General features: G+C 73.1%; 12 protein-coding genes. 8 read left to right on the forward strand and 4 right to left on the reverse strand.

Translation table 11 applies throughout. The features are described 5' to 3' along the window. Window positions 1-17: 17 nt before the first annotated feature. A complete protein-coding gene (locus tag IF43_RS0101005; RefSeq protein ID WP_030192686.1) occupies window positions 18-1493 on the forward strand; it encodes a non-reducing end alpha-L-arabinofuranosidase family hydrolase in 1476 nt (491 codons plus the stop codon). Between the two features lie 126 nt (window positions 1494-1619). On the opposite strand, the gene IF43_RS0101010 is transcribed toward IF43_RS0101005, so the two are convergent. Continuing rightward, window positions 1620-2738, reverse strand: coding sequence for an acyl-CoA desaturase (locus IF43_RS0101010; protein ID WP_030192689.1), 1119 nt, complete (start codon window positions 2736-2738; stop codon window positions 1620-1622). A 7-nt stretch (window positions 2739-2745) separates the two neighbouring features. Then, window positions 2746-3801, reverse strand: coding sequence for a ferredoxin reductase (locus tag IF43_RS0101015; protein WP_030192691.1), 1056 nt, complete (start codon window positions 3799-3801; stop codon window positions 2746-2748). A gap of 86 nt (window positions 3802-3887) precedes the next feature. Here IF43_RS0101015 and IF43_RS0101020 point away from each other — a divergent pair, with 86 nt between their 5' ends. The 3 genes from IF43_RS0101020 (at window position 3888) to IF43_RS0101030 (ending at window position 8759) form a co-directional block, all read left to right on the forward strand. Continuing rightward, entirely contained in the window at window positions 3888-5027 is a 1140-nt protein-coding gene (locus IF43_RS0101020; RefSeq protein ID WP_030192693.1) for a CdaR family transcriptional regulator, read from the forward strand. Window positions 5028-5236: 209 nt separating this feature from the next. After that, window positions 5237-6598 carry an MFS transporter gene (locus IF43_RS0101025; RefSeq protein ID WP_051794480.1) on the forward strand — a complete coding sequence of 454 codons (1362 nt, stop codon included), beginning with the start codon at window positions 5237-5239 and terminating at the stop codon, window positions 6596-6598. Between the two features lie 166 nt (window positions 6599-6764). Next, entirely contained in the window at window positions 6765-8759 is a 1995-nt protein-coding gene (locus IF43_RS0101030) for a GAF domain-containing protein (RefSeq protein ID WP_051794482.1), read from the forward strand. A gap of 98 nt (window positions 8760-8857) precedes the next feature. Here the strand turns inward: IF43_RS0101030 and IF43_RS0101035 are convergent, their stop codons facing one another. Further along, window positions 8858-11014, reverse strand: a complete 2157-nt coding sequence (locus IF43_RS0101035; protein ID WP_063753252.1) for a TerD family protein — start codon at window positions 11012-11014, stop codon at window positions 8858-8860. Window positions 11015-11186: 172 nt separating this feature from the next. Beyond that, window positions 11187-11573 (reverse strand): VOC family protein, encoded by a 387-nt coding sequence (locus IF43_RS0101040; RefSeq protein ID WP_030192699.1) that lies wholly within the window; start codon window positions 11571-11573, stop codon window positions 11187-11189. Between the two features lie 284 nt (window positions 11574-11857). On the opposite strand from IF43_RS0101040, the gene IF43_RS0101045 reads away from it, so the two are divergent. The 4 genes from IF43_RS0101045 (at window position 11858) to IF43_RS0101060 (ending at window position 14961) form a co-directional block, all read left to right on the forward strand. Then, window positions 11858-12376 carry a nitroreductase/quinone reductase family protein gene (locus IF43_RS0101045; protein WP_051794484.1) on the forward strand — a complete coding sequence of 173 codons (519 nt, stop codon included), beginning with the start codon at window positions 11858-11860 and terminating at the stop codon, window positions 12374-12376. A 130-nt stretch (window positions 12377-12506) separates the two neighbouring features. Next, window positions 12507-13181 carry an HAD family acid phosphatase gene (locus IF43_RS0101050; protein WP_030192702.1) on the forward strand — a complete coding sequence of 225 codons (675 nt, stop codon included), beginning with the start codon at window positions 12507-12509 and terminating at the stop codon, window positions 13179-13181. A 138-nt stretch (window positions 13182-13319) separates the two neighbouring features. Then, window positions 13320-14084: an alpha/beta fold hydrolase gene (locus IF43_RS0101055; protein ID WP_030192703.1), complete on the forward strand. Its 765-nt coding sequence runs from the start codon at window positions 13320-13322 to the stop codon at window positions 14082-14084. A gap of 190 nt (window positions 14085-14274) precedes the next feature. After that, the gene (locus tag IF43_RS0101060) at window positions 14275-14961 is read left to right on the forward strand and encodes a FadR/GntR family transcriptional regulator (RefSeq protein ID WP_030192705.1); all 687 of its coding nucleotides are present in this window, start codon (window positions 14275-14277) and stop codon (window positions 14959-14961) included. Window positions 14962-15084: the final 123 nt, after the last annotated feature.

Here is a 15084-nt window from a genome sequence, read left to right on the forward strand (position 1 = left end):
CCGAAGGAGCTCTTGTGATGTGGTTTCACCATCCGTCCCCGGTCCACCGGAGACGACGCCTGCTCGCCGTCCTCGCGCCCTTGCTGATCCTGGCCACCTTCCTCACCGTGCAGCCCGCCAGGGCCGCGACGACCATCGACCCCAACGCCTCGTACGTGCTGGTCAACCGCAACAGCGGAAAGGCCCTGGACGTCTACAACCTGGCGACCGCCGACGGCGCCCGCATCACCCAGTGGACCCGGAACGACCAGAACCAGCAGCAGTGGCAGTTCGTCGACTCCGGTGGCGGCTACTACCGGATCAGGTCCCGCCACTCCGGCAAGGTGCTGGACGTCCAGAACGCGTCCACCGCGAACGGCGCCCCGATCGTCCAGTGGGCCGACGTGAACGGCACCAACCAGCAGTGGCGGCTGGCCGACGGCTCGGACGGCTACGTGAGGCTCGTCGCGCGCCACAGCAACAAGGCCCTGGAAGTGCAGGGCGGCTCCACCGCGGACAACGCGAACATCGTCCAGTACGACGACTGGGGCGGCAGCAACCAGCAGTGGCGGCTCGTCCAGGTCGGCGGCGCCGACCCCGGCCCGTGCAGCCTTCCGTCGACCTACCGCTGGACGTCGACGGGCCCGCTCGCGCAGCCCAAGCCGGGGTGGGCCTCGCTCAAGGACTTCACCGTCGCCCCGTACAACGGCCGGCAACTCGTCTACGCGACGACGCACGACACGGGGACGCATTGGGGTTCGATGAGCTTCGGCCCGTTCACCAACTGGTCGGACATGGCCTCGACCAGCCAGAACACGATGTCGAGCGCCGCCGTCGCGCCCACGCTCCTCTACTTCGCGCCGAAGAACATCTGGGTGCTCGCCTACCAGTGGGGTGGATCCGCCTTCTCCTACCGGACGTCGAGCGACCCCACCAACCCCAACGGCTGGTCGTCACCGCAAACGCTCTTCTCCGGAAGCATCGCCGGCTCCGGAACAGGACCCATCGACCAGACGCTCATCGGTGACAGCGCGAACATGTACCTGTTCTTCGCCGGCGACAACGGCAAGATCTACCGGGCCAGCATGCCGATCGGGAACTTCCCGGGCAGTTTCGGCACGACCTCGACCGTGGTCATGAGCGACACGACGAACAACCTGTTCGAAGCCGTCCAGGTCTACAAGCTCCAGGGCCAGAACCGCTACCTCATGCTCGTCGAGGCGATCGGCTCGCAGGGCCGCTACTTCCGCTCCTTCACGGCCACCGCTCTGGACGGCTCATGGACGCCCCAGGCCGCGACCGAGGGCAACCCCTTCGCCGGCAAGGCCAACAGCGGCGCCACGTGGACCAACGACATCAGCCACGGCGAACTCGTCCGTGCCGGCGCCGATCAGACCATGACGGTCGACCCCTGCCGTCTGCAGTTGCTCTACCAGGGACGCAGCCCCAGCTCCGACGGCATCGACTACGGCCTCCTGCCCTACCGGCCGGGTCTGCTGACGCTGCAGCGCTGACGAGGAGTTCCAGGCGCAAGGCAACCCTTCGCGGCGTCTGTGACCACGAGGAGTCGGATCCGGCCGTCCGGCAGCCGGATCCGACCTTCCTCCGAGGGCAGGCAAGGCCCCGGAACCGGTACCGAGTCAGGCCGCGACGAGCTCCTGCTCGCGGTCCGGCGTCCTCGCCCCGGACTTCTTGTTCGGCAGCGAGAGCCGGAACACCTTGCGCCACGCGGAGAACACCTGCTTGGGCAGCGGCCCGGTGACGTACTCCAGCTCGTACTTCTCGAACAGCGCGCGCACCTTCACCGCGACCTCGGCGTACCGGTTGCTCGGCAGGTCCGGGAACAGGTGGTGCTCGATCTGGTGCGACAGGTTGCCGGTCATGAAGTGCATGGCCCTGCCGCCGCTGATGTTCGCCGAGCCCATCATCTGGCGCAGGTACCACTGGCCGCGCGTCTCGCCGTCGATCGACCGGCGCTCGAAGACCTGCACGCCCTCGGGGAAGTGCCCGCACATGATCACCGAGTGGGACCAGATGTTGCGGACCAGGTTCGCGGTGAACGTGGCGGCGAGGGTGGTGAGGAACGACGGGCCCGACAGCAGCGGGTGGATCACGTAGTCCTTGAGGACCTGCTTGCGGATCTTGCGGCCGACGGCCTTGGCCCGCGCGCGGAACTCCGGGTCGTTGCGGCGGCGCTTGTGCAGGTTCTTGCCGAGCTCGAGGTCGTACGCGGCGATGCCGTACTCGAAGAAGCAGGCGTTGAGGAAGTTCCACAGCGGCTGGCCGAGGTGGAACGGGTGCCACTTCTGGTCCTCGTCGACGCGCATGATGCCGTAGCCGAGGTCGTTGTCCTTGCCGATCACGTTGGTGTACGCGTGGTGCAGCTCGTTGTGCGAGTGCTTCCACTGGTCGGACGGCGAGACGTGATCCCACTCCCAGGTGGTGGAGTGGATCTTCGGGTCCCGCATCCAGTCCCACTGGCCGTGCAGGATGTTGTGCCCGATCTCCATGTTGTCCATGATCTTCGCCACGGACAGCCCGGCCGTGCCGACCAGCCACGCGGGCGGGAAGAAGGAGAACAGCAGCACGCCCCGGCTGACCAGCTCGAGCGTGCGCTGCGCCGAGATGACCTTGCGGATGTAGGCGGCGTCCTTCTCGCCGCGGCCGGCGATCACCTCGTCGCGGATGGCGTCCAGCTCGCGGCCGAGCTCCTCGATCTGCTCCGCGGTCAGGTGGGCGGTGGGGTCGATGGCGGTCAAGGTGCTCCTACCGTTCGATGTCGCAGGGGCCCGCCGCGGCGGACACGCAGGTCTGGATGAGGACGCCCGGCTCGGCCTCGGTGATCTCGCCGGTGCGCAGGTCGCGGACGGCGCCCGCCTTGAGCGGCGTGACGCAGCCGAAGCAGATACCCATGCGGCACCCGGACGGCATGAGCACGCCGGCCTCCTCGCCGACGTCCAGCAACGGCGTGGCGCCGTCCGCGTCGACGGTCCTGCCGGTGGCGCTGAACGTGACCGCGCCGCCGTCACCGGCGACGACGATGCCGGGGCGGAAGCGTTCGGTGTGCAGGCGCTCGGGGACGCCGTGCTCGCTCCAGAGCTCTTCGGCGGCGTCGAGCAGGCCCGCGGGCCCGCAGGCCCAGGTCTCGCGCTCGGCCCAGTCGGGCACCAGTTCGTCGAGACGGGCGATGTCGAGCATGCCGTCCGTGTCGGTGTGCACCTCGGTGAGCCGCAGCTTCCTGTCCGCGACCAGGTCGTGCAGTTCGCTGCGGAAGATCACGTCCTGCGGCTGTGGCGCGCAGTGGACCATGACGACGTCGTCGAACTCGCTGTCACGCAGCATGCCCATGACGGGCGTGATGCCGCTGCCGGCCGTCAGGTAGAGCACCTTGGCGGGCTTGGCCTCCGGCAGCACGAAGTCGCCGGTCGCCTGGTCGAGCTGGACCAGCGTGCCCGGTTTCGCCCTGCGGACCAGGTGGTTGCTGACCTTGCCGCCCGGGATCGCCTTCACGGTGATCGTGACGCGGCCGTCCCGGCGGTTCGTCGGCGAGGTGATGGAGTAGGCACGCCACAGGCGCCTCCCGTCGACGTCGACCCCGATCCGCACGTACTGACCGGCCGTGTGACCGCGCCAGCCCCGTCCCGGCCTGATCACGACGGTCGCGGCATCACCCGTCTCGGGGTGCACGGCCTCGATGCGCCCACGCAGGTCGGCGCCCGCACGCAGCGGGCTGATCAGGTCGAGGTAGTCCGACGGCAGCAGCGGCGTCGTGACCATCTCCAGCAGTTTCCACGCCCCACTGCGGAGGGTTGCACTCGTCATGACTCCAGCTTGATCCGCCTCGAGGCGTAAAGTCCTGACCGCAGGACGTGAATCTGCTCGGCTGAATTGTTCACAGGGAATAAGAGATGAGCCATCCAATCCGGAGAGTAACCGATCTGTCCCTGGACGCGACGACGGTCGCCGCACTGCGGGCCGCGCTGAAGACCACTGCCGACGAGGTCGTCCAGGCGATCATCGACGAGGTCCCTCCCTACGCCAACGCCCTTTCGGGCCGCATGGGCGTCACCATCCGCCGTGCCGTCCGTACCGCCCTCGGGAACTACCTGGACCTCGCGAGCGGGAACGCCACGGGCGGCGACGCCGGTGACGCCGCCTACGAGCTGGGTCGCGGCGAGGTGCGCGACGGCCGTTCGATGGACGCCCTGCTCAGCGCCTACCGCGTCGGCGCCCGCGTGGCCTGGCGATGCCTGGCAGCGGGGGCCGTACCCGCGGGTCTGCCCGCCGCCGAGGTCGCCAAGTTCGCCGAGCTGACCTTCGCCTACATCGACGAGCTCTCCGCCGCGAGCGCCGCGGGCCACGCCGACGAACTGGCCGCCCGGGGCCGCGAGCACGAGCGCCACCTGGAACACCTGGCCCGCGACCTCCTCGCGGGCGCGAGCCCGGACGTGCTGCTGGCCTCGGCACAACGGGCCGGCTGGCAGCCTCCGGTTACGCTGACCGCGGTCCTGCTGCCGGCCGCCCAGGCCCGGCCCGCCTACCGCGCGCTCGACCCGAGCACCCTCGTCCTCGACGACCTGCCGGACGCCTTCGGTGTGCTGCTGGTCCCCGATGCCGACCGGTCACATCTGTTGCGACAGCTGACCGACCGCGCCGCCGTGGTCGGCCCGGCCCGGCCGTGGACCCGCGCGTCCGCCTCGTACGCACGAGCCGTACGCGCGCGCTCCCTCTCCTCCGACATCCGCGACACCGAGGACCACCTGCCCGAGCTGGTGCTGAGCGCCGACGTGGACGCGTTCGCGGACCTGCGCGCCCGAGCCCTCGCACCGTTGCGGACCCTGCCTGTCGCGACCGCACGGCGGCTGGAGGAGACGTTGCGGGCGTGGCTGCTGCACCAGGGCAGGCGGGACGAGGTGGCGGCGGCGCTGTTCGTCCATCCCCAGACCGTCCGGTACCGGATGTCGCAGCTGCGGGAGCTGTTTCCGGATCTCGCATCGCCGCACCGGGTCCTGGAGCTGACGCTGGCGGTCGGTCTTCGGGTCGGCTGACGCGTAGACCATGGCGCATGGAGCATGTCCGGCACCGCCTTCGCGGCCCGCCCGGTGCCCCGGCGGCGCCGGGACCGGCGTCCTTGTGGTGGTGGCGAGGATGACATGGCCCCCAACTATGGCGGTCCATCACATACGCCTCTGACCTGGGCGTTCCTATGGTGTGGCGACACAACGACGTCCCCCGCCCACCCCCGGAAGTGGTGACCATGGCCGCCGCAACACCCGCATCCACACCTCCCGGAAACCTCGCGCGCATCGTCGGCGCCAGCCTCGTCGGCACCACCATCGAGTGGTACGACTTCTTCCTCTACGGCTCCGCCGCCGCGCTCGTCTTCAACACGCTCTTCTTCCCCGCCGCCGACCCGCTGACCGGCACCCTGATCGCCTTCATCACGTACGCCGTCGGGTTCCTCGCCCGCCCCCTCGGCGGCGTCGTCTTCGGCCACTACGGAGACCGGCTCGGCCGCAAGAAGCTGCTCGTCGTCAGCCTCCTGATGATGGGTGGCGCCACCTTCGCCATGGGCCTGCTGCCCACCCACGCCACCGTCGGCGCCGCCGCCCCCGTCCTGCTCACCCTCCTGCGCCTGGTGCAGGGCTTCGCCCTCGGCGGCGAGTGGGGCGGCGCCGTCCTGATCGTGGCCGAGCACGGCGGTGAGCGGCACCGCGGCTTCTGGGCCTCCTGGCCCCAGGCCGGCGCCCCCGGCGGCAACCTGCTCGCCACCGGCGTCCTCGCCCTGCTCGCCGCCGTACAGTCCGAGGAGGCCTTCCTCGCCTGGGGCTGGCGCATCCCGTTCCTGCTGTCCGGCGTCCTCGTCGGCGTCGGCCTGTGGATCCGCCTGTCCGTCTCCGAGTCCCCGCTGTTCCTGGAGGCCCAGGCGCGCGCCGAGGCCGCCGCCGCACAGGGCGCGAAGGACACCCCGCCGGTGGTCGACGTGCTGCGCCGCTCCTGGCGCGAGGTGCTCACCGCCATCGGCACCCGCTTCGGCGAGAACATCTCGTACTACGTGCTGACCTCCTTCCTCCTCGTCTACGTCACCGTCCACCTCGGCCTGCCCAAGAGCACCGCCCTCGACGCCGTGCTCATCGGCTCGGCCGTGCACTTCGCCGCCATCCCCGCGTGGGGCGCGCTCTCCGACCGGATCGGCCGCCGCCCGGTGACCCTGATCGGCTCGGTGGGCATGGCCGGGTGGGCGTTCGCGTTCTTCGCCCTGCTCGACACGAAGTCCTTCCCGGTCATCGCCCTGGCCGTGACGGCGGGCCTGCTGCTGCACGGCGCCATGTACGGCCCCCAGGCGGCCTTCATCTCCGAGATGTTCGACACCCGCGTGCGCTACTCGGGCGCCTCGCTCGGCTCGCAGCTCGCCTCGATCGTGGCCGGCGCCCTGGCCCCGATCCTGGCCGTGGAACTCCTCAAGGACTACGACTCCTCGACGCCGGTCTCGCTGTACCTGGGCTCCGCGGCCCTCGTCACCACGCTCACGGTCGCCGCGGCCCGCGAGACCCGCGGCCGCGCCCTCGACACGCCCGCCGCCACCGCCACCCCCGTCTCCGCCGCCGAGCGCGTCTGAGCGACGGGGCCGAGCGGGTCCGGGCGACGGCGCCCCGGCGCCCGGGCGACGGTGCCGCACCGCCCGGGCCCCGGTGCCGCACCGCCCGGACCCCGGCGCGCGCACTCCGCGCCGGGGTCCGGACCCGCCCGCAAAGACCACACCCCGCACGCCTACGATCCGCACCATGCGCAGCCAGAGCCACCACCCCGACGCCTCCGACGGCGACCGACCCGCCGCGGCCGCCGCCACCCCCGTGGCCCGGGCCCTGCTGGACCTGCTCGACGCCCTGGCGCACGGCGGTCCGGCCGAGGAGCTCGACCGGCCCGTCGCCACCGCCCGGGCCGCCGGGGCCGCCCCCGCGGAGCTGGCCTTCCTCGCCGAGGCGACCGGGGCCGCCCGCGCCATCCACCGCACCCTCGACCAGCACCGGCGCCGCGAGGCCGAACTGGAGGCCCTCTTCGACACCGCCGGGGACCTCGCCGGCCTGCGCGACCTGGACGCCGTCCTGCGCGCCATCGTGCGGCGCGCCCGGACCCTCCTGCGCGCCGACGTCGCGTACCTCACCCTCCACGACCCGGCGGCGGAGGACACGTACATGCGCGTCACGGAGGGATCCGTGTCGGCCGCCTTCCAGCAGCTGCGCCTGGGCATGGGGGAGGGCCTCGGCGGGCTGGTCGCGCAGACGGCCCGCCCGTACGCCAGCACCGACTACCGCACCGACACCCGCTTCAAGCACGTCGCCGCCATCGACACCGGCGTCGCCGAGGAGGGCCTGCGCGGGATCCTCGGCGTACCGCTGCGGCTCGGACCGCGGGTCATCGGAGTGCTGTTCGCGGCCGACCGGACGGTCCGCGAGTTCACGCCGGACGCCATCGCTCTGCTCGGCTCGCTCGCCGACCACGCGGCCATCGCCATCGACAGCGCCCGCCGACTGGAGGAGACCCGCGCCGCCCTGGTGGACCTGGGCACCGCCAACCAGGCCATCAGCCGGGCCGCCGAGACCCACGACCGGCTCACCGACCTGGTGCTGCGCGGCGGCGGCGCCGGGGACGTGGCCCGGGAGACCGCCGCCATCCTGGGCGGCGAACTGGTCGTGCACGACGCGGACGGCACCGAACTGGCCCGCACCGCGGCGGCCGCCGCCGAGCCCCCGCCCGCCGGCGTGGCGGCCTCGCGCACGGCCGGCCGGGCGGTTCCGGTCGACGACGTGTGGGTGTGCGCGGTGCTGGCCGGGCCCGAACTCCTCGGCGCCCTCGCCCTGTCCGGTCGGCCGGAGCTGCCCGACACCGACCGTCGGCTGTTCGAACGCGCCAGCCTCGTCACCGCCCTGCTCCTGCTGATGCGCCGGTCCGTGGCCGAGGCGGAGGACCGGGTCCGCGGCGAACTCCTCGACGACCTGCTCACCCTCGCCCCCGACGCCGGCGCCCGGCAGGTCTCCAGCCTCGCGCTACGGGCCCGCCGCCTGGGCGTCGACACCTCCCGCCCGCACGCGGTCCTGGTCGCCCAGTGCCCGCCCGGGTCCCGCTCACGGCTGGCCACCGAGGCCGCCCGGCACGCCCGCGCCCTCGGCGGCCTGGCCGGCACCCACTCCGGCCACGCGGTCCTCGTGATCCCCCTCCCGGCCCCCGAACCGCCACCCACCGGTGGTACGCAGCCCACCCCCGACCCCGCCCACACCCGCACCTCCGCCCCCGGCCCCCTGGCGGCCGCCCTGGCCGGCGACCTCGGCCGCGCCGTGGGCACCCCCGTGACCGTGGGCGCGGCCGGCCCTGCCGCCGACCCCCAGGGATTCCCGGCCGCCTACGCGGAGGCCGCCCGGTGCCTGGAGGCCCTGCACACCCTCGGCCGCACCGGCGAGGGCGCGGCCCTCGCGGACCTGGGCTTCGTCGGCGTACTCCTGGGCGAACGCACCGACATCGCCGGCTACGTCGACCGCGTCCTCGGCCCGGTCATCGCGTACGACCGCGCCCGCGGCACCGACCTCCTGCGCACCCTGGACACGTACTACCGCGAGGGGGCGAGCCTCACCCGGGCCAAGGAACACCTGCACGTCCACATCAACACGGTCACCCAGCGCCTCGACCGCATCGCCCACCTCCTCGGCAAGGACTGGAACACCCCCTCCCGAGCCCTGGAGAACCAACTGGCCCTCCAACTCCACCGCCTCACCCGGCCCTGAGCACTGGGCGGTCGGTCGCCGGCCCCGGCCAGTCGCGCCCTGTCCCCGGCCAGTACCCGGCCCGTGCGCGGACGGACCGGGAACGATGCCGGCCTGGCTCAGCCGCCCGCCGCGCCCCCCGCGGCGTATGCACGTCGGTCGGTACGGCGTTGCAACTGCGTGAGGTGGACCACGACCGTCGCGTAGAAGCGGTCGACCGCCTCGTCGACGCTGCGGATGAAGCCCGACTCCGTGGTGCCGCGCGCGCCACCCATGCCCTTGAAGAGCGACAGACGGAAGCCGGTGATCGGGGCGCCGCCCTTCGGCAGGAGGTCGCCCGGCTCGGGCCGCAGCCGCTCCAGCGTGCCGCGCGGGCCGTTGCGGGTCTCGACGAGCGTCTCGACGTGCAGGTCGGCAGGTGCCTCAGTGAGCATGCGCACCAGCCTTTTGGCGGCGGTCAGCGGGTAGCCGCCCTCGGGTGCGGGGATGTCCATGGACGTGCGCAGCTTGCCGGTGCGCAGGTCGGCGCTGAGACCGAGGATCCCCGGCGAACCGTCGACGCGCACCTCGGCCGCGAGACGGCCCTCGGCGCACAACACGTCGGCGGCCTCCGCCCGCCGCGAGCGCGGATCGCTGCCGCGGCGAGCCCGCTGTACGGGCAGCGCCTTCTGGCCCAGTTCGCCACCGAGTCGGAGGCAGACCTGGCGCACCAGCCGCTCCCAGCTCTCGACCACCTCGACGGCGCGCGGGTCCCCCGCGGACAGCGTCTCGGTCTCGATGCCGGTGCGTACCGGGACCCATGAGGGACCCATGTTCTGGAAGCCGTGGCAGCCGGAGTTGTCGTGGTGCAGGTAGTGCAGCAACTCCTGGAGGAGCCAGGCGTGGGCGGCGTTGCCCACGCCCTCGTGCCGGATCAGGAGCTGAGCCTGCTGGGCCACCTCCGCCCAGGACAGGTGCCAGAGCCCGACCTTGTGCTTGCGCCGGCCGTCGAGCTTGACCGTGACGAGGGGACTGCCGTCCAGCGCGACGTCGTTGGACAGAGTGATCACCGCCTCGTATCCGCGGCGGGCGGCGATGTCCATGTAGTCCTGGACCTGTTCGCTCTTCAGCGGATTGCCGTTGGTCTTCGTCTCGACCAAGGCCGTCCACAGCTTGCCTGCCCGTTCGACGCGGACCACTCCGTCCGGACGCCGGGGCGTGTCGCCGTGAGGCAGAGACACCTCGGTGAACGTCTGCATCCGACCCGCAGGGGCACCGAATCCGGCCGTCAGACGGCGGCCGAGCTCGGGGACCTCGGCCATGACGGCGAGGAGCACCGACGTGGCCCGGGCCTCGCGCTCCCGGTCGCTCTTGGCGTTCGGTACGGGGAAGAGGCGCGCCGGCCGCCACGTCTCGTTCTCCGCGAGGGACTTCTTCGCGACCCGCGGGACGGTGATCTTCTTCTTGGCCGTGCGGACCGTGCGGGTACGGGCCGGCGCGGGATCGGGGTCCGTCGGCCCGGCTTGTGCCGGTACGACGGGGGCGGCCGTGGCGGCCTGATCCGCTCCGGTCCCGCCGCCGGGAGCGTCGGCTGAGGGGGCTCCGACCGGAGCCGGAACTGCGCCGGGCCCGGCCAGGGGACCGGGACCGTGTCCGGTGGAGGTGGATCCGGCGGGCCCACCGGCACCGGTGGGGGTGGGGTCGGCCCCGGCCGCGTCCGTGTCAGCCTCTTCCCCCGCTTCCTCGGCCTCGTCATCGACGATCGCGATGCCGAAGTCCGTGGCCAGCCCGGCGAGGCCGGAATCGTACCCCTGCCCCACCGCCCGAAATTTCCACTCCTCCCCGCGCCGGTAGAACTCGCCGAAGATGAAGGCCGTCTCGATGCCCGCATCCGGGATAGAGAAGCCGAGCAGCGTGTCCCCGGAGCCGTCGGAGAGCGTCATCCGGAGGTCGGCCAGGTCGCCGAACCGGGCGCCGCCGTAGCGGCTCGCCGCGACGACGATGCGGGCGACCGCCCTCGGCACGACGGCGAGGTCGAGGCTGATGCGGTCCTCGCTGCCGTTGGAGGTGGGCGTCTTGCCCAGGAGCTGGACGCTGCCGTCCTCGGCCGCGGGGTGGTTGTAGAAGTAGAAGTCGTCGTCGCCTCGGACCTTGCCGTTGCCGTCCAGCAGGATCACCGAGACGTCGGCGTCGCCGTCTCCCGTCGCGCTGGTCCAGCCGAGGCTGACGACCATCGCGCCGGGCTGCTCGGTGAGTGCCGCGAGTGCGACGTTGGCCCCCTTGGGCATTTCGTGCATGTGGAGTCCCCCCGGACCCGCGGCCGCCGGTGTCGGCGCGTGTCGGCTGCCGTGTCCAGTCGTTCGGTTCGTGGTGTGACGTGACACACGTTTGGCGTCAGTGAGTGAACCGTAACGCTGCGCAGCGATGTGACGGGAGGTCACTTTTCGGCCACGGGGCGGGCGGCGTCCGTCAGGGGCGGTAGCGCAGGGGGTGGTCCTCCGGGACCTCGACGACCGCGATGCGGACGCCGTCCGGGTCGGCGATCCACATCTCGACCAGCCCCCACGGTTCGCGCTGCGGCGGTCGGAGGACCTCGACCCCGCGGGCGCGGAGTTCGTCGTACGCCGCCCGGCAGTCGGCGACCTGGAGCCACAGCCGCATCGCCGGGCCGGCCGGCTCCGCCGACCGGCCGGACACCTCCAGGAACCCGCCGCCCAGGAAGTACACGGTCCCGCGGTCGACGCCGGTGCCGAACTCCCGGTACACCGCGAGCCCCAGTGCCTCCCCGTAGAAGGCGCGGCTGCGTTCCGGGTCGCTCGGTCGCAACAGGACCCGACTGCTCAGTACGTGCACCATGCCCCCGCACCCTAGCCCGGGCGTCCGGTGTCGGGTGCCCGTGCCGCGCCGTGCCGGGAAGGGCGGATCCGGGCGGGCGGTGCCGTCGGTCGCCCGGTCCGGGACCCGGGGCCGGGAACAAGTGGGCCGGGGCCGGGAGCAAGGGGCAGGGGCCGGGGACATGGGGCCGGGGCCGGTACCGAGCGCTTCGCCGGGCCGTGCGCGGGATCTGGTCGGGGCCGGGCGGTGGGGCTATCGTCCTCGGCGCGGTCGGCGCCGGGGCGGGCCGGGAGGGGGAGGGCGTCGTGACGGGTGAGGGCGGGACGAAGGCGCCGCGGGTTCCGCCGCGCTGGTTCGTGCGGCTGGCGTGGGCCGTGCACCGGGGGCTGTACCGGGCCTTCGGCGGCCGGGTCGGGCTGTGGCGCCCGGGCCGCAAGGGGTGGGGCACGCTGCGGCTGACGACCACCGGGCGCCGGACCGGCCGGCCGCGCAGCGTGATCATCGCGTACCTCGAGGACGGCCCCGACCTGGTCTGCCTGGCCATGAACGGCTGGGGCGCCGGCGAGCCCGCCTGGTGGCTGAACCTCCGCGCGCACCCCGACGCGGAGGTCCGACTCGTCGACGGGCGGCGGCCGGTACGGGCCCACGCCGCGAGCGGCGAGGAGCGGACCCGGCTCTGGGCGCGCTGGCGCGCGATCGACCCGAACCTCGACGGGTTCGCGGCACTTCGCCCCTCCGGGACGGCCGTGGTGGTGCTGGCGCCGAGGCCCGGCGGCGGGGCGGGTGCGGAGCCCGCGGAGGCGGGCGTCGGAGGCGGCGGTTAACCGGGCGGTCATCCCCAATTTCCTACCGACCAGTAGACATGGCGGCGCAGCCCTCTCATCCTGGGCCATGCACATGCCAATTTCTGCCGGCGGTCCCGCCAGACCGCCATGGTCGGAGGAGCAACTCCCCATGCCCGCACGCAAGTTCATCGCGCGCACCACGGCCGCTGCCGCCGCTGCCGCCACCGCCGTGGTCGTCTTGTCGGCCCCGGCGCAGGCCGCCCCCGCGTCGGCCGCGCCCCGCCCGGCGCCGGTCGCGCCCGGAGCCTCGTACTCCGCCCCCGGCGGCAACGCGGTCTTCCTGGGCGTCGACTACGACACCTGGCTGCGCGACGTCGGCGCCGTGGTCGACCAGGCTCGCCCGTACCTCCGCCAGCGCATCACCGACTCCCCGGCCGGCGAGAAGCCCGCGATCGTCCTCGACATCGACAACTCCTCGCTGGAGACGGACTTCCACTGGTTCTGGACCTGGCCCACCCCGGCGATCGCCCAGGTCCGCGACCTCGTCCAGGAGGCCCACGCCCGCGGCGTCGCGGTCTTCTTCGTCACGGCCCGCCCCGGCGTGGTCTACAGCCCGACGCTGTACAACCTGAAGACCGTGGGCTACCCGGTCACCGGCCTCTACGTGCGCGACCTCCCCGACCTCTTCCACGAGGTCAGCACGTACAAGACCGCCAAGCGTGCCGAGATCGAGGCCCGGGGCTACACCATCGTCGCCAACATCGGCAACAACGACAGCGACCTGGTGGGCGGCCACGCCGAGCGCACCTTCAAGCTGCCGGACTACGGCGGCAAGCTCTCCTGACGCCGGCCCCCGAGCACGCCGCCCCGGCCCCGTTCCCGTACTCCTGCTACGGGAACGGGGCCGGGGCGCAAAGGGGTTGACGTCGCCCGGGACGCCGGATGGGATGGCCTGCCGATCACTCCGCCAGGAAGGCAGGCCGTGCGCACGACTCCCGTAACCCCCGAGGGCGACCTCATCCGCTGGACCGAGTTCCCCGGCCGCGAGCCGGTCCGGCTGTACCTGCACGGACTCGGCGCCACGTCGGCCTACTTCAACGAGATCGCCTGGCATCCGCTGCTCGCCGGCCACCGCTCGCTGCTGGTCGACCTCATGGGGCACGGGACCAGCGACCGCCCGACCGGGTTCGCGTACACGCTGGAGGCGCACGCCGACGCGGTGGCCGCCGTGCTCGACGCGGCCGGGGTGACCGGCGCCGAGGTCGTCGGACACAGCATGGGCGGCGCCGTCGCCATCGTGCTGGCGGACCGTCATCCCCACCTCGTCTCACGGCTGTTGCTCGTGGACGCCAATCTCGACCCGGTGCCGACCGCCCCCGCCGCCCCCGGCAGCAGCGGCATCGCCTCCTACACGGAGGAGGAGTTCGTCGCCCACGGCTGGGACCGGACGCCCGAGCGCGTCGGCGCGCACTGGTGGGCCACGATGCGGCTGGCCGGCCCGGTGGCCCTGCACCGCAGCGCCACCCACCTCGCGCGGGGGACCCGGCCCACCATGCGCGAGCTCCTCCTCGGCCTGAAGGTCCCGCGCACCTTCCTGTACCCGGCCCCGGACGGCGCGCTCGCGGGCGCCGACGCGCTCGCCGCGGCGGGCGTCGCCGTCGTGGCGGTCCCCGACTGCGGGCACAACATCATGCTGGACAACCCGGAGGGGTTCGCCCGCGCCGCTGCCGCGGCGCTCGCTCCCTGATCCCGTTCTTCGGGCGGCAACCCCCTTGCGGTGCAGGGGGTTTGACCGTGCGCACCTCTTGACGGGGGTGTGCGTGCATTGGTTGAGTGGCTGAGCCACTAGGCCACTGGGTCGCCGCCGACCCGCCAGCCGCCCTGGCCGCTCGGCCGGCGTGTCCGCCGGACCGGGGGCCGCCCCGGAGGAGACCGCTGTGGAAGCCCTGCCCCGCGAGACGATCGTCGACGTCCTGGAGGGCCGGCTGCGCGAGGACATCCTCGCCGGCCGGCACCCCGCCGGAAGCCTGCTGCCGCCCGAGCGGCAACTGGCCGAGGGGTACGGCGTCACCCGCACCACCCTCAAGCACGCCTTCGGCCGCCTCGTCCAGGCGGGCCTGCTGGAGACCCGGCACGGGGTGGGGACCCGGGTCCGGGACTACATCAGGCTCGGCGGTGCGGACCTGCTGCCGATGCTCGTGCGGCACAGCCCCGACTGGATCGGAGAGATCTTCGAAGTCCGCCGCAGCATCGGCGCACTGATCGCCGAGCGGGCCGCCGACCGGGCGACCGCGCGCGACCGCACCGCACTCGTGGAACTCCTCGCCGCGGTACGGGAGTCCGAGGGCGGCGACGCCGTGCAGCTCGCCGACGCCGAGGTCCACCGGGCCCTGGCCCGGGCCACCGGCAACCGGGTCTACGTCCTGCTCACGAACACCCTGTTCAACGCCTACCTGCCGGTCCGGGCGGCCCTCGTGGCCCCCTTCACCGACCCGGCCGCCGCCCACGCGCGGCTGGCCCCCCTCGTCGACGCGGTGACCGCCGGCGACCCCGCGGCCGCCCGGACCGCGGCCGGGGCGTACCTCGCGGCCACCGAGCGGATCATGCTGGAGGGGCTCGCGTGAGCGCCTCCCGCGGCACCCGCTTCGAGGAGGCCCTGCTCGGCACCCTCGACCTCGACCTCGACCCCACTGACCCCGCCCCCGTCACCCCCGCCCCCGTCACCCCCAACCCCGCCACCCCCGGAC

The sequence above is a fragment of the Streptomyces sp. NRRL S-87 genome (assembly GCF_000719335.1).
In the GTDB taxonomy this organism is placed as follows: domain Bacteria; phylum Actinomycetota; class Actinomycetes; order Streptomycetales; family Streptomycetaceae; genus Streptomyces.

Excerpts from the sequence above, each read along its gene's own strand:
- IF43_RS0101035 (WP_063753252.1), bottom strand. The coding sequence starts at position 11,014 with ATGCACGAAATGCCCAAGGGGGCCAACGTCGCACTCGCGGCACTCACC.
- IF43_RS0101020 (WP_030192693.1), top strand. The coding sequence starts at position 3,888 with ATGAGCCATCCAATCCGGAGAGTAACCGATCTGTCCCTGGACGCGACG.
- IF43_RS0101025 (WP_051794480.1), top strand. The coding sequence starts at position 5,237 with ATGGCCGCCGCAACACCCGCATCCACACCTCCCGGAAACCTCGCGCGC.
- IF43_RS0101040 (WP_030192699.1), bottom strand. The coding sequence starts at position 11,573 with ATGGTGCACGTACTGAGCAGTCGGGTCCTGTTGCGACCGAGCGACCCG.
- IF43_RS0101015 (WP_030192691.1), bottom strand. The coding sequence starts at position 3,801 with ATGACGAGTGCAACCCTCCGCAGTGGGGCGTGGAAACTGCTGGAGATG.
- IF43_RS0101030 (WP_051794482.1), top strand. The coding sequence starts at position 6,765 with ATGCGCAGCCAGAGCCACCACCCCGACGCCTCCGACGGCGACCGACCC.
- IF43_RS0101005 (WP_030192686.1), top strand. The coding sequence starts at position 18 with ATGTGGTTTCACCATCCGTCCCCGGTCCACCGGAGACGACGCCTGCTC.
- IF43_RS0101050 (WP_030192702.1), top strand. The coding sequence starts at position 12,507 with ATGCCCGCACGCAAGTTCATCGCGCGCACCACGGCCGCTGCCGCCGCT.